General features: G+C 58.4%; 22 protein-coding genes. 11 read left to right on the top strand and 11 right to left on the bottom strand.

Annotation, left to right across the window (positions count from 1 at the left end):
* The first annotated feature begins 130 nt into the window (after nucleotides 1-130).
* The gene (guaB, locus tag TU76_RS03905) at nucleotides 131-1,600 is read left to right on the top strand and encodes an IMP dehydrogenase (RefSeq protein WP_048351115.1); all 1,470 of its coding nucleotides are present in this window, start codon (nucleotides 131-133) and stop codon (nucleotides 1,598-1,600) included.
* 103 nt (nucleotides 1,601-1,703) lie between these two features.
* Nucleotides 1,704-3,281 (top strand): glutamine-hydrolyzing GMP synthase, encoded by a 1,578-nt coding sequence (guaA, locus tag TU76_RS03900; RefSeq protein ID WP_019823631.1) that lies wholly within the window; start codon nucleotides 1,704-1,706, stop codon nucleotides 3,279-3,281.
* Between the two features lie 391 nt (nucleotides 3,282-3,672).
* Here the strand turns inward: guaA and TU76_RS03895 are convergent, their stop codons facing one another.
* Genes TU76_RS03895 through TU76_RS03880 form a run of 4 tightly spaced genes read right to left on the bottom strand, consistent with a single transcriptional unit; the run spans nucleotide 3,673 to nucleotide 5,254 of the window.
* The gene (locus TU76_RS03895; protein ID WP_048351114.1) at nucleotides 3,673-4,215 is read right to left on the bottom strand and encodes a hypothetical protein; all 543 of its coding nucleotides are present in this window, start codon (nucleotides 4,213-4,215) and stop codon (nucleotides 3,673-3,675) included.
* Nucleotides 4,216-4,239: 24 nt separating this feature from the next.
* Nucleotides 4,240-4,566, bottom strand: a complete 327-nt coding sequence (locus tag TU76_RS03890; protein WP_048351113.1) for a hypothetical protein — start codon at nucleotides 4,564-4,566, stop codon at nucleotides 4,240-4,242.
* 24 nt (nucleotides 4,567-4,590) lie between these two features.
* Nucleotides 4,591-4,902: a hypothetical protein gene (locus TU76_RS03885; protein WP_088500086.1), complete on the bottom strand. Its 312-nt coding sequence runs from the start codon at nucleotides 4,900-4,902 to the stop codon at nucleotides 4,591-4,593.
* 40 nt (nucleotides 4,903-4,942) lie between these two features.
* On the bottom strand, nucleotides 4,943-5,254 hold the full coding sequence (locus TU76_RS03880) for a hypothetical protein (protein WP_048351112.1): 312 nt from the start codon (nucleotides 5,252-5,254) through the stop codon (nucleotides 4,943-4,945).
* Nucleotides 5,255-5,379: 125 nt separating this feature from the next.
* Here TU76_RS03880 and TU76_RS03875 point away from each other — a divergent pair, with 125 nt between their 5' ends.
* Together TU76_RS03875 and TU76_RS03870 are read left to right on the top strand one after the other, a co-directional pair.
* Nucleotides 5,380-5,937 carry a hypothetical protein gene (locus tag TU76_RS03875; protein ID WP_048351111.1) on the top strand — a complete coding sequence of 186 codons (558 nt, stop codon included), beginning with the start codon at nucleotides 5,380-5,382 and terminating at the stop codon, nucleotides 5,935-5,937.
* Nucleotides 5,938-6,356: 419 nt separating this feature from the next.
* A complete protein-coding gene (locus TU76_RS03870) occupies nucleotides 6,357-7,013 on the top strand; it encodes a trypsin-like peptidase domain-containing protein (protein ID WP_048351110.1) in 657 nt (218 codons plus the stop codon).
* Nucleotides 7,014-7,141: 128 nt separating this feature from the next.
* Here TU76_RS03870 and treR read toward each other — a convergent pair whose 3' ends face one another.
* Entirely contained in the window at nucleotides 7,142-7,846 is a 705-nt protein-coding gene (gene treR, locus TU76_RS03865; protein ID WP_019823622.1) for a trehalose operon repressor, read from the bottom strand.
* 207 nt (nucleotides 7,847-8,053) lie between these two features.
* Here treR and treP point away from each other — a divergent pair, with 207 nt between their 5' ends.
* From treP to tadA, 7 genes are all read left to right on the top strand, one after another.
* A complete protein-coding gene (gene treP / locus TU76_RS03860) occupies nucleotides 8,054-9,496 on the top strand; it encodes a PTS system trehalose-specific EIIBC component (RefSeq protein ID WP_019823621.1) in 1,443 nt (480 codons plus the stop codon).
* Between the two features lie 101 nt (nucleotides 9,497-9,597).
* Nucleotides 9,598-11,241 (top strand): alpha,alpha-phosphotrehalase, encoded by a 1,644-nt coding sequence (gene treC / locus TU76_RS03855; protein ID WP_048351109.1) that lies wholly within the window; start codon nucleotides 9,598-9,600, stop codon nucleotides 11,239-11,241.
* Between the two features lie 112 nt (nucleotides 11,242-11,353).
* Nucleotides 11,354-12,577 (top strand): maltoporin, encoded by a 1,224-nt coding sequence (locus tag TU76_RS03850; RefSeq protein ID WP_019823619.1) that lies wholly within the window; start codon nucleotides 11,354-11,356, stop codon nucleotides 12,575-12,577.
* A 59-nt stretch (nucleotides 12,578-12,636) separates the two neighbouring features.
* On the top strand, nucleotides 12,637-15,168 hold the full coding sequence (ptsP, locus tag TU76_RS03845; protein WP_048351108.1) for a phosphoenolpyruvate--protein phosphotransferase: 2,532 nt from the start codon (nucleotides 12,637-12,639) through the stop codon (nucleotides 15,166-15,168).
* A 2-nt stretch (nucleotides 15,169-15,170) separates the two neighbouring features.
* Nucleotides 15,171-15,446, top strand: coding sequence for a PTS sugar transporter subunit IIB (locus tag TU76_RS03840; protein WP_048351107.1), 276 nt, complete (start codon nucleotides 15,171-15,173; stop codon nucleotides 15,444-15,446).
* Between the two features lie 148 nt (nucleotides 15,447-15,594).
* Complete coding sequence (locus TU76_RS03835; protein WP_019823616.1) at nucleotides 15,595-16,971, top strand: multicopper oxidase family protein; 1,377 nt, start codon at nucleotides 15,595-15,597, stop codon at nucleotides 16,969-16,971.
* Nucleotides 16,971-17,468, top strand: coding sequence for a tRNA adenosine(34) deaminase TadA (gene tadA, locus TU76_RS03830; protein ID WP_019823615.1), 498 nt, complete (start codon nucleotides 16,971-16,973; stop codon nucleotides 17,466-17,468). Before TU76_RS03835 ends, tadA begins: the two co-directional genes overlap by 1 nt.
* An 806-nt stretch (nucleotides 17,469-18,274) precedes the next feature.
* On the opposite strand, the gene cmoB is transcribed toward tadA, so the two are convergent.
* The 6 genes from cmoB to lon form a co-directional block, all read right to left on the bottom strand.
* Nucleotides 18,275-19,231 carry a tRNA 5-methoxyuridine(34)/uridine 5-oxyacetic acid(34) synthase CmoB gene (gene cmoB / locus TU76_RS03825; RefSeq protein WP_019823614.1) on the bottom strand — a complete coding sequence of 319 codons (957 nt, stop codon included), beginning with the start codon at nucleotides 19,229-19,231 and terminating at the stop codon, nucleotides 18,275-18,277.
* The gene (cmoA, locus tag TU76_RS03820; RefSeq protein ID WP_019823612.1) at nucleotides 19,228-19,971 is read right to left on the bottom strand and encodes a carboxy-S-adenosyl-L-methionine synthase CmoA; all 744 of its coding nucleotides are present in this window, start codon (nucleotides 19,969-19,971) and stop codon (nucleotides 19,228-19,230) included. Before cmoA ends, cmoB begins: the two co-directional genes overlap by 4 nt.
* Before the next feature lie 84 nt (nucleotides 19,972-20,055).
* Complete coding sequence (locus tag TU76_RS03815; protein WP_048351106.1) at nucleotides 20,056-20,691, bottom strand: lysoplasmalogenase; 636 nt, start codon at nucleotides 20,689-20,691, stop codon at nucleotides 20,056-20,058.
* A 1-nt stretch (nucleotide 20,692) separates the two neighbouring features.
* A complete protein-coding gene (locus tag TU76_RS03810; RefSeq protein ID WP_019823610.1) occupies nucleotides 20,693-21,085 on the bottom strand; it encodes a protease inhibitor I42 family protein in 393 nt (130 codons plus the stop codon).
* A 75-nt stretch (nucleotides 21,086-21,160) separates the two neighbouring features.
* Nucleotides 21,161-21,655 carry a hypothetical protein gene (locus TU76_RS03805; protein WP_046810674.1) on the bottom strand — a complete coding sequence of 165 codons (495 nt, stop codon included), beginning with the start codon at nucleotides 21,653-21,655 and terminating at the stop codon, nucleotides 21,161-21,163.
* A gap of 243 nt (nucleotides 21,656-21,898) precedes the next feature.
* Nucleotides 21,899-24,328, bottom strand: a complete 2,430-nt coding sequence (gene lon, locus TU76_RS03800) for an endopeptidase La (protein ID WP_019823608.1) — start codon at nucleotides 24,326-24,328, stop codon at nucleotides 21,899-21,901.
* Between the last annotated feature and the right edge of the window lie 493 nt (nucleotides 24,329-24,821).

The raw sequence follows: 24,821 nt of genomic DNA, 5'->3' as shown, positions 1-24,821 counted from the left end.
TCGATTTCTGCCTTCAAAGTCAGCTATTCATTGGCCCTTAGCGCAAAACTCTCTAAAGGTTTACGTTGAGAGACGCAGGTGTTTTGAGTACAATGGCGCGCTTCCATTTTCCCGCTCGGGAGCCCCAGCGATGCTGCGTATCAGCCAAGAAGCACTCACATTCGATGACATCCTTCTCGTCCCCGGTTATTCCGAGGTTCTCCCGAACGAAGTCAGTCTAAAGACTCGTTTGACCCGTGGCATTGAACTGAATATTCCGCTGGTTTCCGCCGCAATGGACACCGTGACTGAAGCCCGTCTGGCAATCGCCATGGCTCAGGAAGGCGGTATCGGCATCATCCACAAGAACATGACCATCGAGCAGCAAGCTCACGAAGTTCGCAAGGTCAAGCGTTTTGAAGCCGGTGTGGTCAAAGAGCCCATCACTATCGAGGCTGATGCCACGGTACGTGAACTGCTTGAACTGACCCACCAGCACAACATTTCCGGCGTTCCTGTACTGCACAATGGCGACCTGGTCGGCATCGTGACGTCCCGTGACGTGCGCTTCGAAAATCGTCTGGAAGCTACCGTTCGTGACGTGATGACGCCTAAAGAGCGTTTGGTCACGGTCAAGGAAGGCGCTGACAAGGAAGAAGCCCGCGAATTGCTGCACAAGCACCGCATCGAGCGCGTCCTGATCGTCGACGACAAATTTGCCCTCAAAGGCATGATGACCGTTAACGACATCGAAAAAGCCAAGGCTTACCCGCTGGCCAGCAAGGACGATCAAGGTCGTCTGCGTGTAGGCGCTGCGGTAGGCACTGGCAAGGACACTGCCGATCGCGTGGCTGCCCTCGTGGCTGCTGGCGTTGACGTGGTTGTTGTCGATACCGCTCACGGTCACTCCAAAGGCGTGATCGACCGCGTTCGTTGGGTCAAGCAGAACTTCCCTGACGTTCAGGTGATCGGCGGCAACATCGCCACCGGCGCTGCTGCCCTGGCCCTGGCTGAAGCTGGCGCTGACGCGGTTAAAGTCGGTATCGGCCCAGGCTCGATCTGCACCACTCGTATCGTTGCCGGTGTTGGCGTTCCGCAAATCAGCGCGATTGCCAATGTTGCCGCTGCCCTGGAAGGCACTGGCGTACCGTTGATCGCCGACGGCGGCATCCGTTTCTCGGGTGACCTGTCCAAGGCCATCGTTGCCGGTGCGTCCTGCGTGATGATGGGTTCGATGTTTGCCGGTACCGAAGAAGCACCGGGCGAGATCGAGTTGTACCAGGGCCGTTCGTACAAGGCCTACCGCGGCATGGGTTCGCTGGGTGCGATGTCGCAATCCCAGGGTTCCTCCGACCGCTACTTCCAGGACTCCTCTGCGGGTGCCGAGAAGCTGGTGCCGGAAGGCATCGAAGGTCGCGTGGCATACAAAGGCTCGCTGACTGCAATCGTGCACCAACTGATGGGCGGTCTGCGTTCTTCGATGGGTTACACCGGCTGTGCCGACATCGAGCAAATGCGTACCAAACCCGAGTTCGTGCGCATCACGGGCGCCGGCATGGCTGAATCCCACGTCCACGACGTGCAGATCACCAAGGAAGCTCCAAACTATCGCGTAGGTTGATAGTGGTCGCACCCGGGCTCACGCACGGGTGCGATACGAATTAAGTCACCGGGGCTGTTTGATTCAGCCCCGTGTCGTTTCTGAAATTAATCGAGATTTTGTCATGGCCCTCGACATTCACGCCCACCGCATTCTGATTCTGGACTTCGGTTCCCAGTACACCCAGCTGATCGCCCGCCGCGTGCGCGAAATCGGCGTTTACTGCGAACTGCACCCGTTCGACATGGATGACGCAGCGATCCGCGAATTCGCACCTAAAGGCATCATCCTTGCTGGTGGCCCGGAATCCGTGCACGAAGCGGGCAGCCCTCGCGCGCCTCAAGCTGTATTTGACCTGGGCGTACCGGTTTTCGGTATCTGCTACGGCATGCAGACCATGGCTGAACAGCTGGGCGGCAAGGTTGAAGGTTCCGAGCTGCGTGAGTTTGGTTATGCCCGCGTAGACGTGGTTGGCAAAAGCCGCCTGCTGGACGGCATTGAAGACCATATCGACGCTGACGGCCTGTTCGGTCTGGACGTGTGGATGAGCCACGGTGACAAGGTCACCAAAATGCCATCCGACTTCCACGTTCTGGCCAGCACTCCAAGCTGCCCGATTGCTGGCATGTTCAGCGACGAACGTGGCTACTACGGTGTGCAGTTCCACCCAGAAGTGACCCACACCAAGCAGGGCGGCCGCATCCTGTCGCGCTTTATCCTCGACATCTGCGGCTGCGAAGCCCTGTGGACGCCGTCGAAAATCGCCGAAGACGCAATCGCCAACATCCGTGCCCAGGTGGGTACTGACAACGTATTGCTGGGCCTGTCCGGCGGCGTTGACTCCTCGGTGGTTGCAGCGTTGCTGCACAAGGCAATCGGCGATCAGCTGACGTGCGTATTCGTGGACAACGGCCTGCTGCGCCTGCACGAAGGTGAGCAAGTGATGGCCATGTTCGCCGAGAACATGGGCGTTAAAGTGATCCGTGCCAACGCGGCCGATCAGTTCCTGAACAACCTGGCTGGCGAAAGCGATCCAGAGAAGAAGCGCAAGATCATCGGTCGTACTTTCATCGACGTGTTCGATGCCGAGTCCTGCAAGCTGGACAACATCAAGTACCTGGCCCAGGGCACCATCTACCCGGACGTGATCGAGTCGGCTGGCGCCAAGAGCGGCAAGGCTCACGTCATCAAGTCGCACCACAACGTGGGCGGCCTGCCGGACGAGATGAACCTCAAGCTGGTTGAGCCGTTGCGCGAACTGTTCAAGGACGAAGTCCGTCGTCTGGGCCTGGAACTGGGCCTGCCGTACGACATGGTCTACCGTCACCCGTTCCCGGGCCCGGGCCTGGGTGTACGTATCCTGGGTGAAGTGAAGAAGGAATACGCCGACATCCTGCGTCGTGCTGACCACATCTTCATCGAAGAACTGCGCAAGGCCGACTGGTACCACAAAGTCAGCCAGGCATTCGTGGTGTTCCAGCCGGTCAAGTCGGTTGGCGTTGTAGGCGATGGCCGTCGTTACGCCTGGGTTGTAGCCCTGCGTGCCGTAGAAACCATCGACTTCATGACCGCACGTTGGGCGCACCTGCCTTACGAGCTGCTTGAAACCGTCAGCGGCCGGATCATCAACGAAATCGAAGGCATCTCCCGCGTAACGTATGACGTGTCGAGCAAGCCGCCGGCAACGATTGAGTGGGAATGATTGGACGTCCGGCACTGACCGGCACCAAGCAGCAATAAATACCCTGAAGCCCGCGTAATTGCGGGCTTTTGGCTTTTGGGGGCTGGCAATCGGTTGGCGGACGGTTTACCGGCGATCTTCGCACACCGGTGACTCGCCAATGCGGTCGATATTGTCCCTGCGCTTGAACCCTGCGTCCTTCATGCAGTAGAGCCGCGTCAGCACAACATCCCTCGTACGTATGTGAGAGAGCTACATCAATACCGTGTCGCGGATAAGGAATGCGACAGGGTATCGAGAACGCTTAGCCGTGCAGTTATCAGCAATCACTGATTTTCCATCTCCCCTGGGGTGCAGGTGTGTGTTGAAGCTCTTCACGCGCAGCCGTCAACCAGTCCGCGCAGATTTCGGGCTAGAAGTTATCAATCGCGTTGCACATTGACACCTTCCCCGCTGGCTGCGGTTGGACCATGGCCCACTGCTTGCTGCCCGCCTCCAATTCATCCAGCTGGAACGAACAGTCCGCCGACATGGTGGCCTGCACCATGTAGTCCACGCCAGGCTGAGGTACGAAGGTCATGGTCTTGGCGCACTGCCGGGAATATTGCAGGCGCCCCAGATAATGGAGTGTGATCGGCTTGTTCGCCGGTACCACCAGCTCTGACGAAACCGAACCTGCCAACGAATAGATCGGTCCGGGAATGCCGAGGTTTTCGCCGTTGTGGTCGGGGAAGCCGGGTTTCGCCGACGCCATCACCCCCGCGCCGGGCACGTTCCAGTCGAGACAGTCACGCCCTGGCACGGCGCGCACCAGGCCGTCGGTGAGCAGGCGGATACGGGCAGTCTCGCCGCCCTGCGGGGGCACGTAGCCGGTGGACAGCGAACGCACGTTCGCCACTTGGCCGCAGCCGCCGAGCGTTAGCAGCACGGCGGGGATTACAAGCAACAGTCTCATCAAGTATCGACTCGCAGGGGGAAGTTAAGGCTGGCGGCAGTTCTGGTTGACCGACAGGTGTGGCGCCGGCTCATAGCTCACGCGCTGCAAACCATCGGCGTCCTGGAACAGGAAGTACTTGACGCGACAGTCCTTGAACATCGCTGAGTAACCCTCCGCCCGGAAGCCTTGGCCGTCGACCTGTTTGGTCACGGTATTGTTGCGGCTGACCACCGCGAGCACCTTCTGATAGCTGTCGCCCATGTCTACCCCAGGCTCGCCGGTGATCGCGGCCGAGGAGGCACAACCGCCGAGCGCTGTTGCCGCCAGGGCCAATGCGGTACCGAACAGTCCGTTGCGTAGATCGATCATTCCTTGTTTCCTTTTGGTAATGGGTTACCGGCGGCCTTCGCACACTGGTGATTCGCCAATGCGGCCTTGCTTGCACAGGTCGAGATTATCCCTGCGCTTGAACCCTGCGTCCTTCATGCAGTAGAACCGCGTCAGCACAACATCAATTGGCGACTTGTCGCCGACGCCATCGAGATTGGTATACCCGCAAGCCCGCATTGCGTCATCGACGCCCTGCTGGGAGACGCCCTTCTTTTTCCATTGGGTGTAGTCCCCTGGCGGCGGTTGAAAAGGGGTACAGCCCCCAACTACTACCAGAAGGCTCAGGCCCAACCACTGATTTCGAGTCAGCAACATCACATTCTCCATGTCCATGAGCGCCTCGGACTGTGCCCGATTACCGGCGCCCGTCACACACCGCAGATTCACCAATACGACCGAGCTTGCACATGTCCACGTTATCTTTGCGTTTGTAGCCTGCGTCTTTCATGCAATAGAAATTCGTTAACCTCACATCGATTGGCGACCTGTCTCCTGCGCCATCAACATTGGTATATCCGCACGCACGCATCGCAGCAATGATCCCGGTCTGCGATACGCCCTCCTTGTACCATTTTGTGTAATCCGGAGCCGGCGGTTGAAAGCCCCTTCCCGTGCAGCCAACCAGTAACACAGCGCAAAAACTCATTAACAGGCTCTTCGTGAGCATGGCGTTCCTCCTCATGGTTTTCATCGCCAGACAGCTCAACTCCCTGGTAGCGCAGGCAGCATACAGGGAACTTTCGTTCTGCAAATGCCTCTACACAGTCCTTCTTCAGGCTATTCAGGGATCGAATGAAAACTTCTTTGGCGTTTCCATTAGCAATCACTTTCGCTCTGGTCTTGACCGGCTGCAGCAGCCGCCAGGCGGGTGATCTTACTTCAGGACCGGTTGTTCCACTGGCCATGAATGACCATCAAGCCAGCGTGACTTTCCGGACTATAGGCGGCGAGGGTGATCGTCCTGTCAGTTACATGTACGGCGATGCCACTACTGGATTAGTGAGCGCGGGTGAGCGGGTTTATGACTCTGCTTACTTCAGGCGCGTACCGGCTTACCTGAAGAAAATCGCCGGTGGTACTGACAGCATCAGTAAGCTGGTCGAAGCGGATAAACCGGTATCCGTGAAAGGGGAGGTCAAGGACAAACCGTTTACCTTTAACGGTATTCCCATGCCTACGCCATTCGACAAGGAGCAGCCTGCTGCGCAGCAATTCACGCCGCACGCCAAGAAGAATTACCTGGTTGAAACCGTGATCGCCGACACGTGGGTCATGAACGTGTACGAAGTCTCGGCAACGGGTGAACGCAAAACCATTGGCGCTCCCAAAAAGGATGCCGGCACAAACTGACTGCGCAGGCATCCTGTAGAGGCAAAGGCTTATTTATAGGGTTTGACCGTTTAACCGGTTTGTTTTAAATAAGGCGGTCAACATTTTCGGGTGTTGACCGCCTTTTTGTGGGCTGTAACACGTTGCAATTACCCTGAATAATTGGATCCATGTTTACACTTCAGGCGCTCTTTAGGTCATAGAGGCTTCTGTTTAATTTTCTCGATTTAAGCACATTCCCGGCGCCAATTATTTGAACTCCCTAGTTGCTCAAAAAGCAATTGGGCTTAGTTCGATTGATTCATACGGGCTATTAAATTGTCAGCCATAAGTAATACAGCGACCCACTAAAACAAGTAGTTAGGAGCGCTATTCTCTGTGCTGTCAAAATACTGACAATCGCAGCCAGTTGCATTCTTCCTATAAGTCGGTGATTCATCATGATCAAGATCATGGCCTTCTTGTTAATAGGAGTTGTTACTGCAGGATGCAATGGATTCGTGAAGCCCGACTTGTCGGGGCCTGTTAATGACTCGTACTTTGCGGTCTTTTCAGGCTTTCCCATGCCGTTTATGTACATGGCCTCGGCCGTGCAATGGAATGAGGAATACGCCGTCACGACAGCGCACACTCCGTTTATCCCCAATGTTGCCTACCGTTGTAGCACCCATTGCGATTTGGTCTTTATCAAGCACAAAGCAAGCGGCCACTATCCATCCTGGCGGGCACCGCGTGTGGGTGAACGTATCACCGCGGTGGGGTTGAGCCCTTATCTGGTGACCACCACGGGCCAAGGCAAGGTGTATCAAACGCCCTTCCGCAATACCGAAGAACATAGCGGTGATCTTTATGCCATCCACGATGCCCCGCTGGTCAAGGGGATGTCGGGCGGGCCGGTCATCGGCAGTGACGGCAATATTGTCGGGATTAATGCCGGTTTTTACTCGACCACATTGAACGATGTGATCACTCAGTCCGGTTTGAAAGGGGCTGAGCGGGTCAGCATTTTTATCCCTTATTCGATCATTCGGCGCGAGTGGCTGATGCTGCAGGCGCAACTGGATGGCCCGCGTGGTTCGAAGTATGCAGCGAAGTGATTGTTGGCAAGATCAAGAGCCCCTCTCCCGGAGGGAAAGGGGACTAAAGGCAAAAACAGATCTGTGCAGCGCCACAAACCGGCGCCCTCTCCCTCTGGCAGAGGGCTGGGGTGAGGGTGCTTTTGACTCTAGCGCCTCGCCACATCCGAAAAGTAAAACTTGTCCAGGGTATGCCGCGACTCGGTGTACTCGAACTGGCGCCCATCCTGTAAAAATGTCTGGTTACTCACCACGATCACATGGCTCTGACCGTCCAGGTCCAGATGCTGTTGATCATCCTTGCTGCGCGGCACCGCTTCAATGGTGCGCTGGGCATAGCTGATCTGCAGGTTCAGGGTTTGCTCGATGTAGGCATAAATCGAGTGCTGGGCAATCTCTTGATTCAGCCCCGGAATCAGATCGCTCACAAAATGGTTGATGTCCAGAATCACCCGTTTGCCATCTATGCGGCGTACCCGTTTGATTCGGGTGATGAGGCTGCCTGCTTGCACATCGAACTTCTCGCACAACGCGCCCTCAAGGGCAAATTGCGTGAATTCCACCACGTCCGTGCTGACGTTATCGCCCAGCCGCGGGTAGGTTTCCTGGAAACTGACAATGCCACCCAACTGAAACTCGATCGGGCTGGATGACAGCACGAAGGTGCCTTTGCCATGGATCTTTTGCGCAAAGCCGCGCTCCTGAAGCTGTTCGATGGCCTTGCGCACGGTGCCACGGCTGGCCTCATAACTGGCCATCAACTCGGCTTCGGACGGCAGGCGGGCGCCTCGGGCCAGGCGTTCAGTGGTGATGCTGGCAAGCAGATCGGTGTAGATCTGATTGTATTTAGTCATGGCGAGGGCTCTATGCCGTTGGGGCTCAGGGCCCGAACCTTAAGGGCAGGGGATAGGCAGTGCAAGTACTGGCGCCAGGGCGACAGGTAAAAAAATTCAAACTCGTCTGTACCAGTTGTTGCTTTAACTCGTACAGACGAGTATTTTTCGTTTCTGCGTGCTGCCACAACGACGCTCCATAATAAAAATTCAAGCGGAAGACAACGCATGAGCCACGACTATTCCAAGATCGCCAGCGAACTGCTGCACAGCCTCGGTGGCGCTGACAACGTTGAGCAGGCCGCCCATTGCGTGACTCGCTTGCGTCTGGCGCTCAAGGACCCAAGCCGGGTCGACAGCGCAACCCTCAACCAGATCGATCTGGTGAAGGGCTCCTTCTTCACCGGCGGGCTGTATCAAGTCGTGATTGGCCCCGGCGAAGTTGAAAAGGTCTATGCCGCCTTGCGCGAGCAGACCGGCCTGGCCGCTGCCACCATTGCCGACGTCAAGCAAAAGGGCGCCGACAAGGCCAACGCCATGCAGCGTCTGGTGCGAGTGTTCTCCGATGTGTTTATGCCCATCCTGCCCGCGCTGATCATTGCCGGCCTGTTGATGGGTGTTAACAACCTGCTCGGCGCCAAAGGCATGTTCATAGCCGATAAAACCCTGCTCGATGCCTATCCGTCCCTGGACGGCGTGTGGAGCTTGATCAACCTGATGGCCAATACGTCTTTTGTGTTCCTGCCTGCGTTGGTGGGCTGGTCGGCGGCCAAGCGTTTTGGTGGCAGCGAAATTCTCGGCATCGTACTGGGCCTGATGCTGGTACACCCCGACCTGCTCAATGCCTGGAACTACGGCAAGGCCGTGGCCGGGCTTGACGGGCAAAGCCTGCCTTACTTCGACATCCTGGGCGTGTTCCAGATCGAGAAGGTGGGTTACCAGGGGCAAATCCTGCCGATCCTGATGGCCGCTTATGTCATGAGCGTGATCGAGAAATGGCTGCGGGCGCGGGTGCCCAATGCCATTCAATTGCTGGTTGTGCCCATCACCACCATCGTCATCACGGGTGTGCTGGCGCTGGCAATCATTGGCCCGGTGACGCGCCACCTCGGGATTCTGATTACCGAAGGCGTGGTCATGCTGTTTGACCTGGCGCCCGTGCTCGGCGGGATGATTTTCGGCCTGCTGTACGCACCGTTGGTGATCACCGGCATGCACCACATGTTCCTGGCCGTTGACCTGCAACTGATCGCCACCCAGGGCGGAACGTTTATCTGGCCGATGATCGTGATGTCCAATCTGGCCCAGGGCAGCGCCGCGCTCGGAGTGTTTTACATGAGCCGTAATGTGCGTGAACGCAGCATGGCCTCCACCTCTGCTGTTTCTGCGTATTTCGGGATCACTGAGCCCGCCATGTTCGGGATCAACCTGCGCTACAAATTTCCGTTCTACGCGGCCCTGATCGGCTCGGCGCTGGGCAGTATTTTCCTGTCGCTGAACAAGGTCCAGGCTTCGGCAATTGGCGTCGGCGGCTTGCCGGGCTTTATCTCGATCATCCCGCAGTACATCCCGATGTTTGTGATCGGCATGCTGGTGGCCATTGTCGTGCCGTTTGTCCTGACCTGCGCCCTGAGCCTGAAAATCATTCGTCCCGGTTATCGCGTCGCTTAAACCCCTATCCCGTAGTCGCTGCCGAAGGCTGCGAGCTGTCGACCGTTTACCGGCTCGCAGCCTTCGGCAGCGACTACAGAGCCCATTGAGCAGGATTCTTTATGCAAGACTGGCAGCGTTCGGTGATCTATCAGATCTACCCAAAAAGCTTTTACAGCCACGCGGGCAACGCGACCGGCGACTTGCTGGGGGTGGTCGACAAACTCGACTACCTCCAATGGTTGGGTGTTGACTACCTGTGGCTGACGCCTTTTCTGCGCTCGCCCCAGCGTGACAACGGCTATGACATCAGCGACTACTACGCCATCGATCCGAGCTACGGCACCATGGCTGATTGCGAGTTACTGATCAGCGAGGCCAGCGCCCGGGGCATCAAGCTGATGCTCGATATCGTGGTCAATCACACCTCCATCGAGCACGAGTGGTTTCAGCAGGCGCGCAGCAGCCTCGACAACCCGTACCGCGACTTTTACATCTGGCGTGATCAACCCAATAACTGGGAGTCCAAGTTCGGTGGTTCGGCCTGGGAATACGAGGCGCAAACCGGCCAGTACTTCCTGCATCTGTTTGACCATACCCAGGCTGACCTCAATTGGGATAACCCCAAGGTGCGAGCTGAAGTGTACAAACTGATGGGCTTTTGGCGGGACAAGGGCGTGGGCGGCTTTCGTCTGGACGTGATCAACCTGATCTCCAAACCGGCGCATTTCCCGGAAGACAGCAGCGACGGGCGCCGCTTCTACACCGACGGCCCCAGCGTGCACGAGTACCTGCAGGAGATGCACCGCGAAGTGTTCGAGGGTCACGATCTGGTCAGCGTCGGCGAGATGTCGTCCACCAGCCTTGAGCACTGCATCCGCTATTCACGCCCGGACAGCAAAGAACTGTCGATGACCTTCAACTTTCATCACCTGAAAGTCGATTACCCGAACATGCAGAAGTGGGTACGGGCTGATTTCGATTTTCAACAGCTCAAGGGCATCCTCTCGGACTGGCAAGTCGGCATGCAGGCGGGCGGGGGGTGGAATGCCTTGTTCTGGTGTAACCATGACCAGCCCCGTGTGGTCTCGCGTTTTGGCGATGACGGTGAGCACCGCGTGGTCTCGGCCAAGATGCTCGCCACTGCGCTGCACTTTCTTCAAGGCACGCCGTATGTGTATCAGGGCGAAGAGATTGGCATGACCAACCCGGGGTTCGAACATATTGAGCAGTACCGTGATGTCGAAACCCTGAACATCTACCGCCTCAAGCGTGAAGCAGGCGCGTCCCATGATGAATGCATGGCCGCGATCAAGCAGAAGTCGCGGGACAACAGCCGCACACCGATGCAATGGGATCACCAGGCGAATGCCGGTTTCAGCAGTGCCGAGCCGTGGATCGGTATCCCCGGCAACGCTCAACTCATCAACGTTGAAGATCAGCTCAATGATCCGGCCTCGGTGCTGCATCACTATCGGCACTTGATCGCCTTGCGCCGCGATGAGCCGCTGATTCAACACGGTGAGTATCGCCAGTTGTTGTCAGAGCACTCCCGGGTGTGGGCGTATTTGCGCCAGGGGGACGGTGAAAGCTTGCTGGTGATCAACAACTTCTACGGCGCCCCGTGTGACATCGAACTGCCAGAAGGGGTAATCGATACAGGCATGACGCAACGCCTGCTGATCAGTAACTACGACGATTGTCCGGTGCGTACGCACACTGTGCATGTGCGCCCGTACGAGTCCTTTGTCCTGCACCTGAAGTAACCCTCTGTGGGAGCGAGCCTGCTCGCGAACAAGGCTACCTGGCCTTCGCGAGCAGGCTCGCTCCCACAGAAGTCACTAGCGTTTTACCCATAACAATAAAAAAGGTCGTTCCATGAAATCTTCACTCAACCACAGCATTTGCATCGCCAGCCTGTGCCTGCTGGCACCGCTATCAGCCAGTGCCCTGGAATTTGCCGGATACCTGCGAAGTGGTGTGGGCAACTCACTCAATGGCGGCAAGCAATCGTGCTTCAAACTGCCCGGTGCCGAGGCCAAATACCGGCTGGGCAACGAATGTGAGCAGTACGCCGAGCTTGAACTGCGCCAGGACGTGTACAGCTTCGACGACGGCTCGGTACTGAGCGTCGATGGCATGGCTTCGTTGTACAACCAATACGACCGACAACTGACCTTTCAAGGCGACAACGGATCGGCTCGCCTGCCGCAGTTGTACGCGCAGTGGTCCAACCTGCCGAGCCTCAACGGTGGCTCGCTGTGGGCCGGGCGACGCTACTACAAGCGTAACGACATCCATATTTCCGACTTCTACTACTGGAACCAGAGCGCCACGGGTGCCGGGATCGAGGACGTGTTGATCGGGGGCCTCAGATACAGCTACGCCCTGTCGCGCAAAGACAACCTCTACCAGGAAAACTACGTGACCCGTCACGACTTCAACGTGGCCGGTTTCAATACCAATCCGGGCGGCGAACTGGAGTTTGGTCTCAGTTACCTGGACAAGCCCGAGCGTACTGATGCCCATAGCGGCTGGGCCATTACTGCGCAGCATGTGCAAAGTGAATTCCTGGGCGGCAAGAACAAACTTGCCGTGCAATATGGCGAAGGCTCCGGCACCGGGCTGGGTTACACCGGTGACTATCGTCTCGATAACAGCAGCAAGCGATACCGGATTGTCGAGTTTTTCGACTGGCAACTGACGCCGCGTTTCGGTGGACAGATCGAGGCGGTGTACCAGAAGGATTTTCGCCCTGACGGTGGCAATCAGGAGTGGCTATCCCTGGGCGTGCGCCCGGCCTACGCGATCACCGAACAGTTCAAATTGGTAACCGAACTGGGGCACGATCAAGTCAAGGCAGCGGACGGCACGCGCAAGCTGAGCAAGTTCACCTTCGCACCCACCTGGTCACCTAAGGGGCCGGGCTTTTGGACACGTCCTGAAGTGCGTTTGTACTACACCTATGCAAGCTGGAACGCTGCCGCACAACGCGCAGCCAATGAGTTGGACGCCGGTTCAGCCTTGTCCGATACCGGTTCATTCGGCACGGCACGGCATGGCTCAAACGCAGGCTTGCAAGTCGAGTACTGGTGGAAATAAGCGGGCTGTCGGAGCTCGTGCTCCATCGGCATTTAACCGAATCAACTGCAGGTGAAGTCATGGTCACATCCCAACAACTGGAATTGCTGGCGCCCCTGTCGGGTGTGCTGATGGCGCTGGAGAACGTGCCCGATCCGGTGTTTGCCAGCCGCCTGATTGGCGACGGTCTGTGTATCGATCCAACGTCGCAGGTGCTCTGCGCGCCGCTGGCCGGGGTGATCAGCAACCTGCAGCACACCGGGCACGCTGTGAGCATCACGGGCGACAACGGCGTTCAGGTATTGCTGCACATCGGGCTCGATACGGTGAGCCTGGGCGGTAAAGGTTTCACCCCGTTGGTTGAGGAGGGCCAGCAGGTGACGGCGGGGCAGGCGCTGATTGAGTTCGACGCGGACTTTATCGCGCTGCATGCCCGCAGCCTGTTGACCCTGATGCTGGTGGTGAGCGGCGAAAGCATTGCCCCGAGGGGCTTGGTGAGCGAGCTGGTTGAAAGCGGGGAGCCGGTGTTGTGCGTGCAGCTGGCTCAGGTTGAGGCTGAGGCAGTGACAGAAGATCTGGCCACGGCTGCACAACGTTCAGCGCCACAAGACTTGCCGAATGCCAACGGCCTGCATGCTCGCCCGGCAGCGGTCTTCGCCCAGGCCGCGAAAGGCTTTGCGTCAAGCATCCATCTGCATAAGCAGGACGAGAGCGCCAATGCCAAGTCGCTGATCGCGATCATGGCCTTGCAGACGGTTCATGGTGACAGTGTGTATCTCAGCGCTGCGGGTGCTGATGCCGATCAAGCCCTTAAGGTGTTGTCCGAACTGCTGGCGTCCGGTTGCGGCGAAACGGTTAGGGCCGTCACCGTCGAGCCATCGCCCGTTGTTACATCTGAACCGGTTGCAACCGATGTATTGCGCGGGGTGTGCGCATCACCGGGTTCGGCCTTCGGTCATGTAGTTCAGCTCAACGAACGCGCGCTGCACATCACGGAGTTTGCGTCCCATGCTCAGACCGAGAGCGACCATTTAAAGCAGGGCCTGGCCGATGCCAACGCTGCGCTGCAAATGCTGTGTGACAACGCGGCGGGCAAGGCTCAGGCCGAGATTTTCAAGGCCCATCAAGAGTTGCTTCAGGACCCGGGCTTGCTGGAGCAGGCCTATGCGCTGATCGAGCAGGGCAAGAGCGCAGCATTCGCCTGGCAAAGCGCTACGCAGGCCACCTCGACACTGTTCAAAAGTCTGGGCAGTCACTTGCTGGCCGAGCGTGCGCTGGATCTGGAGGACGTCGGCCAGCGGGTTCTCAAGTTGATGCTGGGCGTGCAGGACAGCGCGCTGGAGTTACCCGACCACGCCATTCTGATTGCCGAACAACTGACCCCATCACAGACCGCCTCGCTGGATACCCGCAAAGTGGCGGGTTTTGCCACCGTCGGTGGAGGCGCCACCAGCCATGTTGCGATTTTGGCCCGGGCACTGGGCTTGCCGGCGATGTGCGCAATGTCGCACCAGGTGCTGGCGCTGGCCAATGGTACGCCCGTCGTGCTCGATGCTGATCGGGCAGAGCTGCTCCTGAACCCGGCCCCTGAACGCATCCAGCAGCTCACTCTTCAGCGTGCCCGGCAGCACGAGCGCCAGCAGCGGGACCTGCAGCAGGCGGCTTTGGCGGCCTGCACCCTGGACGGGCGGCATGTTGAAGTCAGTGCCAATATCGCGTCCCTGGCTGAAGCCGAGCAAGCAGTGGCCCTCGGCGCGCAAGGCGTGGGCTTGTTGCGCTCCGAATTTTTGTATCTGGAGCGCAACAGCGCTCCAAGCCACGAGGAGCAGGTGTCCACCTACAGTGCTATCGCGCGTATCGTGGGGGCTGAGCACAACCTGGTGGTACGCACGCTGGATGTGGGGGGCGACAAACCTCTGGCTTACGTACCGATGGAGCACGAAGCCAATCCGTTCTTGGGCATGCGCGGGATTCGCCTGTGCCTGGAACGTCCTCAATTGCTGCGTGAGCAGTTCAGCGCGATTCTGGCCAGTGCCGACCTGACCCGCTTGCACATCATGCTGCCCATGGTTACCCAATTGTCTGAGTTGCGCCTGGCCCGCCAATTACTGGAAGAACAGGCCCAGGCGTTGGGGATCACCACACTGCCCAAGCTTGGGATCATGATCGAAGTGCCGGCGGCTGCCCTGATGGCGGATTTATTTGCGCCGCTGGTCGACTTTTTCTCCATCGGCACCAACGACCTGACCCAGTACACCTTGGCGATGGATCGTGATCATCCGCGTCTGGCCAGCCAGGCGGACAGCTTGCACCCGGCGGTATTGCGTCTGATCGCCACCACGGTCAAGGCCGCCCATGCTCATGGCAAATGGGTTGGCGTGTGCGGTGCGCTGGCCTCCGAGACGCTGGCGGTGCCGGTGTTGCTGGGGCTGGGGGTTGATGAATTGTCAGTAAGCGTGCCGTTGATACCGACGATCAAGGCCCGGGTCCGCGAGCTTGATTTTTCGGCGTGCCAGACCCTGGCGCAGCACGTACTGGGGCTCGAAAGTGCCGAGCAGGTGCGGGCTGCTTTGCAGCCGCTGGTGCAGCCCATGACCGCGTTGGAGTACTGAACATGTTCGATAAATTGCATAAGGCATTGTGGAAGGCACTGACCCCGGACCTGGTGGCGGATGAGCCCGCCAAAGCGGCAACGACACTGGACGACCCTGTATTGGCGGCCTTGGGGGGCGCCAGCAACGTCAAGTCCGAGCAGCGCGTGGCGTTGACCCGTATCCGCGTCGAGCTTGAGGATGTCACCCGCATGGACCCGCAGGCGCTACGCAAGGCGGGTGTGCCGGGCGTCATGACTCTGTCGGGTGGTGTGGTGCATTTGGTGGTGGGGTTGTAAACCCGGGGCCCGCTCCCACAGGGTGTGTGTTCGCCTGCCAACTGTGACCCTTCGCCACCCCGCCCTTACTGTTTCGCAATTGCAGGTGTATCGTATTCGCCTTTTGCGGGCGTCACGTCCGCGCTGGCTACGAGAGGTAGTTGAATCCATGTCCTTTACCCGTCGACAAATACTCGGTGGTTTGGCCGGCCTGGTAGTGGTGGGTGTTGGCGCAGGAGGCGCTTCGCGTTACTGGCTGGGCAAGGTGGCCGCAGAAAATGCAGGTCACGATTACGAGCTGATTTCCGCTCCACTGGATGTCGAACTGGTGCCGGGTCATCAGACCCAGGCCTGGGCCTTTGGCCCTTCGGCGCCTGGTACCGAGCTGCGTGTGCGTCAGGGGGAGTGGCTGCGGGTGCGCTTTATCAACCACCTGCCGGTCGCGACCACCATTCATTGGCATGGCATCCGCCTGCCGCTGGAAATGGACGGCGTACCCTATGTCTCGCAATTGCCGGTACTGCCCGGTGAATATTTCGATTACAAATTCCGCGTGCCGGATGCGGGCAGCTTTTGGTATCACCCGCACGTCAACAGCAGTGAAGAGCTGGGGCGTGGCCTGGTTGGGCCGCTGATCGTTGAAGAGCGCGAGCCTACCGGTTTTAAGCACGAACGTACCCTGAGCATCAAAAACTGGCATGTGGATGAAGAGGGTGGCTTCTTGCCGTTCAGCATCACCCGCGAAGCGGCGCGTGGCGGTACAGCCGGTCGACTGTCGACGATCAACGGCAGCCATGTGCCGACCATTGAGTTGCCAGCCGGGCAGATCACCCGGGTGCGGATCCTCAATCTCGACAACACGCTGACCTATCGCCTGAATATCCCCGGCGTGGAAGCCAGGATCTACGCGCTGGACGGCAACCCCATCGAGCCGAGGCCGTTGGGCAAGGATTACTGGCTGGGGCCGGGCATGCGCATTTGCCTGGCGATCAAGGCTCCGGCTGTGGGGGAGGAGCTGTCCTTGCGTGACGGTCCGGTACGCTTGGGCACCTTGCGCTCGGTAGCCAGCAATGATGCGCCGAGCGAATGGCCGCCTGCATTGCCTGCCAACCCGATTGCCGAGCCCGACGTTGCCAGCGCCGAGAAGATCAACTTCAACTTTGAGTGGGTCGGTTCGGTGTCCGAGGATCTTGGCCCTGATCAGCCGCCAAGCTTGTGGCAGATCAATGGCATTGCCTGGGACATCAAGGACAAGACCTGCGCTGACCGCCCCATTGCCAAGCTCAAATTGGGCCAGAGCTACATTTTTGAGCTCAAGAACATGACCCAGTACCAGCACCCGATCCATTTGCACGGCATGAGCTTCAAGGTGCTGGCGTCCAACCGCAAAAAGATCATTCCGTACTTCACCGACACTTACCTGTTGGGCAAAAACGAGCGTGCCCGGGTGGCGCTGGTGGCGGATAATCCCGGCGTGTGGATGTTCCACTGCCATGTGATTGACCACATGGAAACCGGCCTGATGGCCGCTATTGAGGTTTCCTGATGCGACAAGGGCGTCAACCCCAGATCATCGACCGCAGCCGCGATCAAGACTTTATGCGCGAAGCGCTGGCCCTGGCGGCTCAGGGTGCAGCGCTGGGTGAAGTGCCGGTGGGCGCGGTTGTGGTGCAGAACGGTGAGATCATCGGTCGCGGCTTCAATTGCCCGATCAGCGGCAGCGACCCTAGCGCCCATGCCGAGATGGTTGCCATCCGCGCGGCGGCGACAGCAGTCAGCAACTATCGGTTACCGGGCAGCACGCTCTACGTCACGTTGGAACCGTGCAGCATGTGCGCAGGGCTGATCGTTCATTCCCGGGTGGCGCGGGTGGTTTACGGCGCGCTGGAGCCCAAGGCCGGGATTGTGCAAAGTCAGGGTCAGTTTTTCACCCAGGGCTTTCTCAATCACCGTGTCCTGTTCGAAGGCGGGGTGCTGGCTGAAGAGTGCGGGGCGGTTCTGAGCGAGTTCTTCAAGGCCAGACGAGCCAAACCGACGTTGTAGCCGCTGCCGGGCAGCTACTTCAACTTCACCCGCAGAACTCGAGCCTTGCAGGGATTATTGTGGGAGCGAGCCTGCTCGCGATGCAGGCAACGCGGTTTATTCGAACGATCGCGGTGATCTCTTCGCGAGCGGGCTCGCTCCCACTTCAACTTTGGCGCCCTGAAGAGTTGAGCTTGCAGGGATTATTGTGGGAGCGAGCCTGCTCGCGATGCAGGCAACGCGGTTTATCCGAATGATCGCGGTGATCCCTTCGCGAGCAGGCTCGCTCCCACTCCAACTTCGGCGCCCTGAAGAGTTGAGCTTGCAGGGATTATTGTGGGAGCGAGCCTGCTCGCGATGCAGGCAACGCGGTTTATTCGAACGATCGCGGTGATCTCTTCGCGAGCGGGCTCGCTCCCACTTCAACTTTGGCGCCCTGAAGAGTCGAGCTTGCAGGGATTATTGTGGGAGCGAGCCTGCTCGCGATGCAGACGACGCGGTTTATTCGAACGATCGCGGTGATCGCTTCGCGAGCAGGCTCGCTCCCACTTCAACTTTGGCGCCCTGAAGAGTCGAGCTTGCAGGGATTATTGTGGGAGCGAGCCTGCTCGCGATGCAGGCAACGCGGTTTATTCGAACGATCGCGGTGATCTCTTCGCGAGCGGGCTCGCTCCCACTTCAACTTTGGCGCCCTGAAGAGTTGAGCTTGCAGGGATTATTGTGGGAGCGAGCCTGCTCGCGATGCAGGCAACGCGGTTTATTCGAACGATCGCGGTGCTGCCTTCGCGAGCGGGCTCGCTCCCACAGGAGGGGCTTATCGGTATTGCTTATTTCCTCGCCACAATCACCGCCCGCATCGGTGCCGGCAGGCCTTCGATGGTTTTGCTGTGGTCGTTGGGGTCAAGGTAGTCGCTCAGTGACTGGAATTTCATCCACTCGGTAGCGCGCTGTTCTTCGACCGTGGTGACGCTGACGTCCACACAGCGCACGTCGCTGAAACCCGCGCGGCGCAACCAGCGTTCAAGTGCCGGGATCGAAGGCAGAAACCACACGTTGCGCATCTGTGCGTAGCGGTCTTCCGGCACCAGCACCTGATTCACATCACCTTCAATCACCAGGGTTTCCAGCACCAGTTCGCCGCCTTTGACCAGGCAGTCTTTCAAGGCCAGCAAATGCTCGATGGGTGAGCGACGGTGGTAGAACACACCCATGGAAAACACGGTGTCGAAGCCTTCCAGGTTGGCCGGCAGGTCTTCGAACGGGAAGGGCAGGTGCCACGCGGCTTCTTGCTGCAAGAACCGTTGCACGGCCTGGAACTGGCAGAAGAACAGCCAGTTGGGGTCCACCCCGATCACGCTATGAGCACCGGCGCCAAGCATGCGCCACATGTAGTAACCATTGCCGCAGCCCACATCGAGGATGCGCTTGTGCTTAAGGTCGATGTGCGGTGCCACTCGTGACCATTTCCAGTCCGAGTGCCATTCGGTATCAACGTGCACCCCAAACAGGTCGAACGGGCCTTTGCGCCACGGCGACAGGCCCATGAGTGCCTTGCGCATCTGCACACGGGTGTCGTCGTCGCACTCGGTGTCCAGGGTCAGGCCATTGAGCAGATCGATTGTGCTCGGTTTGACGTTGGGCAACGCATCCAGCGCGCTTTGCCAGCGCTCCAGATCGCCGTGGCCTTTCTCCATTTTGACGTCGAGCTGGGCCTGCAGGGTGTTGGCCCATTCAGCCAGTGGAGTGCCGGCCAGACGCCGGGCTAGTGGGGACAGATCAATCATGGCAAGGCAATCAACGAGGCAAAGTTAAGACACTGGAACCACGGCACTACTTTCGAGAACCCGGCGGCCAGCAGGCGTTCGCGGTGTTCTTCGAGGCTGTCGGGCTTCATGACGTTTTCGATGGCGCTGCGCTTTTGCGCAATCTCCAGATCGCTGTAGCCATTGGCGCGTTTGAAGGCAACGTGCAGGTCGGTCAGCAGCGCGTGCTCTTGGGGATCACTGAAGCGCAGTTTTTCCGAGAGGATCAAGGCGCCGCCGGGCAGCAACGACTGTCGAATCCGCCCAAGCAGTGCCAGACGCTCATCCGGGGCGATAAATTGCAGGGTGAAGTTCAGCGCAACCACTGACGCGGGCTCAAACTCCAGGGCCAGTATGTCGCCCTCGATCACGTCAACCGGCAACAACTCCTGGAACATCGAGTTCTGCCCGTTGAGGTATTCGCGACAGCGCTCGACCATCGCCGCCGAGTTGTCTACTGCAATGACCTTGCACCCTTCAGTACGCACATGTCGGCGCAGCGCCTGGGTCACTGCACCCAGCGAGCTGCCCAAGTCGTACAGGACGCTGTTGGGCTGGGCAAACTGTGCCGCGAGTACGCCGAGGTTTTCGACAATGGTCGGGTAGCCGGGCACCGAGCGCTTGATCATGTCCGGGAACACCCGCACCACGTCTTCGTTGAAGGCGAAGTCCGGCACCTGGGCCAGGGGCTGGGCGAAAATACGGTCGGGTTCTTTGCTCACGGCGGTTCCGGCGATGGGAAATTTTAAAGGGGCGGCATTTTAGCCAAGTTAGCGCCGGGATGCGCGCTCTGTCTGATAAACCGTTCAGCGTCTGCTCTGAGAAAACACCGAGGCGCCAATACCCCATTGGCCGAGCCAGTAAGTGAGAATGATCAGGTAGGGCGCTGCGCTGAAAGGATGCACGAAACGGTCGATTCCGATCAGGCTGTCCGAGACCACGAACGCCACCGCGCCTGCGGCTGCCAGCCAGGCCGAACGCGTGGGTACGCAGGTGCCAAGGCGGGCGAGGGCACGCCACAACATGGCGCTGATGGCCAGGGCGTAGACGCTCACCGGGATCAGCAAGTCGCCAAGGCCGCTTGAGGCCATCACGCTCAATAAACTGCCGCCGGCAAGCAGCGACAGCCCCAAAGGCAGCCAGGCCGGGCGACGGCAATCCACCAGGTAGGCCTTGAGGTAGGCCAGATGGGCGAGCAGAAATGCGCCAAGGCCAAATACAAAAAGGTCTTTAGGCCATGCCAGCAGAATGTCACCCAACAGGGAAAACAGCAGGCCGATACTGATCCAGCGACGAAAGGGGCTGGCCGGGGCATCCTGGAGCCAGCCGAGCAGCATCAGCACGGGCACCGGTTTGCTCAGCAAGCACAGTAGCGTGGCCTGCGTGCTCAAACCGTAGAGGTAAGTGCCCGCGCCGATCACCGCCAGAATCAGCCACCCCATATCAATTCACCGTGATTGCGCAATCGAATACCTGTGCGGGCTCGGCTTCGGGTTCCCAAGGTTGCTGCGAGGTCAGGCGCAGACGCCCGCTGCCTGGGGCAAACACCTGGAAGCGCCAGGTCGATAGCCCGCCGCTGCCCAGTAACTGGCCATTGTCACTGCTGGTATAGACCTCCGGGCCCAGGCTACGCAGTACGCCGCCCGCGGAGTCCTGAATGGCCCAGCGGTAACCGGTGGTGGGATTGCTGGGTAGCGAGACAATCAGATGCTGCCCTACGTGCAGTTGCTGGGGGCAGTCACTTTGTTCTTCGACGGTTACGTTGTGTGCAGGCTGTTGAGCGCAGGCCGCCAGCAGGCTGAGGCCAAGCACAGGGATAAGGCGTGCATAAAGCATTGAAGGCTCCGGTCAGACAAACACAGTGGCTCAGCATAACCCATGATAGGGGCTGCGCCATTTGTCGGCTGCCGATCAGAGACTGGCGTGGGGCGGGCTGATGGTGAAATCGCCACACATTTCGAGGCTGTTGCCGTTGTGGTCCAGGCCTTCCATTGTGAACAGCCGTGCGCTGTAGCAACTCTCGACCACACTCAGGTGCAAGGACCCTACGTCAGCCTGGTTCAAGTGATAAACAGGGTGCCCATCGACCTCAATGCATTCGATGTAGGTCATCGATTTGATGGGGCCGTGCTCGTCTCTTTTGAACAGATAAATGCCTGACTGGATATTGATGTCCAGGGTCAGGGTAACAGCGCGATAGCGGGTTGAACCGAAGTCATCGAACTCGCCCGTGATGACAATTTTCTTTTGGCTGCTGGCAAATGTCATTTCCTGGGCAGAAAAAGTCGGACGGTCGAGCAGCTCAGCCTTGAGCTCACCTCGGGTTCTAGGATTGAAAACCTTTTGCCCTGGTTCTTTCAGCCTGAGGACATCCGGGTTCTCATACACGGGATGATGAAGTGGCATAGTCGATACCAGCATTATTTTTGTGAGATTGGGCTCTATTAACGATGGAAAATGTACAGGTGTCTACTGTCAGAAGTGACAGTAGACGTGTCTAGAATAGATCTCACCGACCTGTTGCAGGCAAAAAAATGTGGGAGCGGGCTTGCTCGCGATGGTCATAGCCCGGTTTGCCTGACAAACCGTGCTGCCTGCATCGCGAGCAAGCCCGCTCCCACCCAAGTCAGTCAGCTACAAAAACAGTCTTTAAAACAACACTTTGGCGACATCGGTAAAGCGTTTGGCGAAGTGCACGGTAATCCCTTCTTTCAAGTAATCAGGCAGTTCTTCGAAGTGACCGCGGTTCGGTTCGGGCAGGATCAGTTCGTTGATTTTTTGTCTGCGCGCCGCAATTACTTTTTCACGTACACCGCCGATCGGCAAAACATGCCCGGTCAGGGTCAACTCGCCGGTCATGGCGATGCCTTTTTTCGGTGGCTGATTGCGCGCCAGTGACAGCAGGGCGCTGGCCATGGTTACGCCTGCACTTGGGCCGTCTTTTGGCGTGGCGCCTTCAGGCACGTGCAAATGCACAAATGCCTCATCGAAAAACTTGGGGTCTCCGCCAAACTGTTTCAGGTTGGAGCTGATATAGCTGTAGGCGATTTCGGCAGACTCTTTCATTACCTCGCCCAATTGCCCGGTCAGCTTGAAGCCGCGATTGAGGGTGTGTATGCGTGTTGCCTCAATGGGCAATGTCGCGCCACCCATGCTGGTCCAGGCCAGGCCTGTGATCACGCCGGTACCGCTGATCACTTGCTCGTTACGGAACACCGGCATGCCCAGTGATGCTTCGAGGTCCTTGGGGCCGATCTTGATCACTGCGTTCGGATCTTCCAGCAACTTGACCACGGCCTTGCGCACCAGTTTGCCCAGTTGTTTTTCAAGCTGGCGCACCCCGGCTTCGCGGGCATAACCGTCGATCACTGCGCGCAGGGCGCTGTCGCTGATGCTCAGGCTGTTTTTGGACACGCCTGCCTTCTCCAGCTGTTTTGGCCACAGGTGGCGCTTAGCGATCGCGACCTTTTCTTCAGTGATGTAACCCGAGAGGCGAATGACTTCCATGCGGTCGAGCAAGGGGCCAGGGATCGAGTCCAGGGTGTTGGCAGTACAGACAAACAGCACCTTGGACAGGTCCAGACGCAGATCCAGGTAATGATCGAGGAAATCGACGTTCTGTTCAGGGTCCAGGGTTTCGAGCAAGGCAGACGCCGGGTCGCCCTGGAAGCTCTGCCCCATCTTGTCGATCTCGTCGAGCATGATGACCGGGTTCATTACCTCCACATCCTTGAGCGCCTGCACCAGCTTGCCCGGCTGGGCGCCAATGTAGGTGCGGCGATGGCCCTTGATCTCGGCCTCATCACGCATGCCGCCGACGCTGAAGCGGTAGAACGGTCGGCCCAGGGATTCTGCAATCGACTTGCCGACACTGGTTTTACCCACGCCCGGCGGGCCCACCAGCAACACAATCGAGCCGCTCACCGAGCCTTTGTAAGCGCCTACCGCGAGGAATTCGAGAATCCGGTTTTTAATGTCATCCAGGCCGGCATGGTGGGCATCAAGCACTTTGCGTGCGTGCTTGAGGTCGAGCTTGTCCTGGCCGAACACGCCCCACGGTACTGACGATGCCCAGTCCAGGTAGTTGCGGGTGACAGCGTATTCCGGCGACCCGGTTTCCAGGATCGACAGCTTGTTGAGTTCTTCATCGATGCGTTTTTGCGCCTGGGCTGGCAGTGTCTTGCCTTCAAGTCGCTGTTTGAATTGCTCGATATCGGCGCTGCGATCATCTTTGGTCAGCCCCAACTCCTGCTGGATCACCTTGAGCTGTTCTTTAAGGAAGAATTCGCGCTGATGTTCGCCGATCTTGAGGTTAACTTCGGCAGAAATCTCTTTTTGCAGCCGCGCGACTTCGACTTCCTTGCGCAGCATGGGCAGTACTTTCTCCATGCGTTTGAGCATGGGCACGCAATCGAGTACTTGCTGCAGCTCGTTGCCCGTGGCGGAGGTCAGTGCCGCAGCGAAGTCGGTGAGCGGCGACGGATCGTTGGGGCTGAAGCGGTTGAGGTAGTTTTTCAGCTCTTCGCTGTACAGCGGGTTGAGGGGCAACAGTTCTTTGATCGCATTGATCAGTGCCATGCCGTAAGCCTTGACCTCGTCGGAGGGGACTTTGGGCTGTTGCGGGTATTCGACCTCCACCAGATACGGCGGACGGTGATGTTTGAGCCATGTACTGATGCGCACGCGGGTCAGGCCCTGGGCCACGAATTGCAACTTGCCGTTTTCGCGGCTGGCGTGATGAACCTTCACCAGCGTCCCGTATTCCGGAAGGCTTTTGGTGTCGAAATGTCGAGGATCCTCAGGCGGCGTATCGACGAAAAACAGCGCCAGAGAATGATGAGGCGACTTGCTGACCAATTCGAGGGTTTCGGCCCAAGGCTCTTCATTAACGATGACCGGCAGAACTTGTGCCGGGAAGAACGGGCGATTGTGGATCGGGATGATGTACACCTTGTCCGGCAGGTTTTGCTCAGGCAACGCCAGCTCAGTCCCGCCAGAGTGGGGTTGGTGTTCGGATTCGGAGTGTTCTACATCGGTGTACTCAGTGGTGTTGTCCGGAAATTCTTGCTGGTCGCTCATGGGGCACCTGCGCAATTGGGTATGGGTGTTAGATGGGGCGCGGTGCAAGTGGTTTCAATGGTGAACAGATTTTCATGGTCAATTGGCTGTTTGATTGGCGGCCAGCTTGTGGGGTCGACAGAATCCTGTAGTTGCTGTCGTTAACGGGGCCGATGAGTACATATCCGGCATCTGTATTTATCTGGAATATTGGTTTCGCTCTTACAGCGAGTCCCTTTTTGAAGGACCAAAAAGGAACCAAAAAGTCCTCGCCCCAGCGTACGGCCCTCGCTTCGCTCAGGTGTCCCTCGTTCCGGTCCCGCTCCGTGGGCCCTCCGTGACGGGCCATCCATGGCCCAACACGGCTCTCCCGGCATCCATGCCGGTCAACCCGCTACGCAGAACCTCCTCTCGGCCTGCCGAAGGGGCGGGTAGATCAAAAGCCAGATCAAGACCCCGCCGAGGCGGCCGACCAGCCGACCTGTTTGTTGCATGCGTACTGCGCAATCCCTTG

The organism is Pseudomonas psychrophila, assembly GCF_001043005.1.
Lineage (GTDB): Bacteria > Pseudomonadota > Gammaproteobacteria > Pseudomonadales > Pseudomonadaceae > Aquipseudomonas > Aquipseudomonas psychrophila.
Note: the sequence above shows the minus strand (reverse complement) of the source record. Positions and strands in the feature narration are given on the sequence as shown.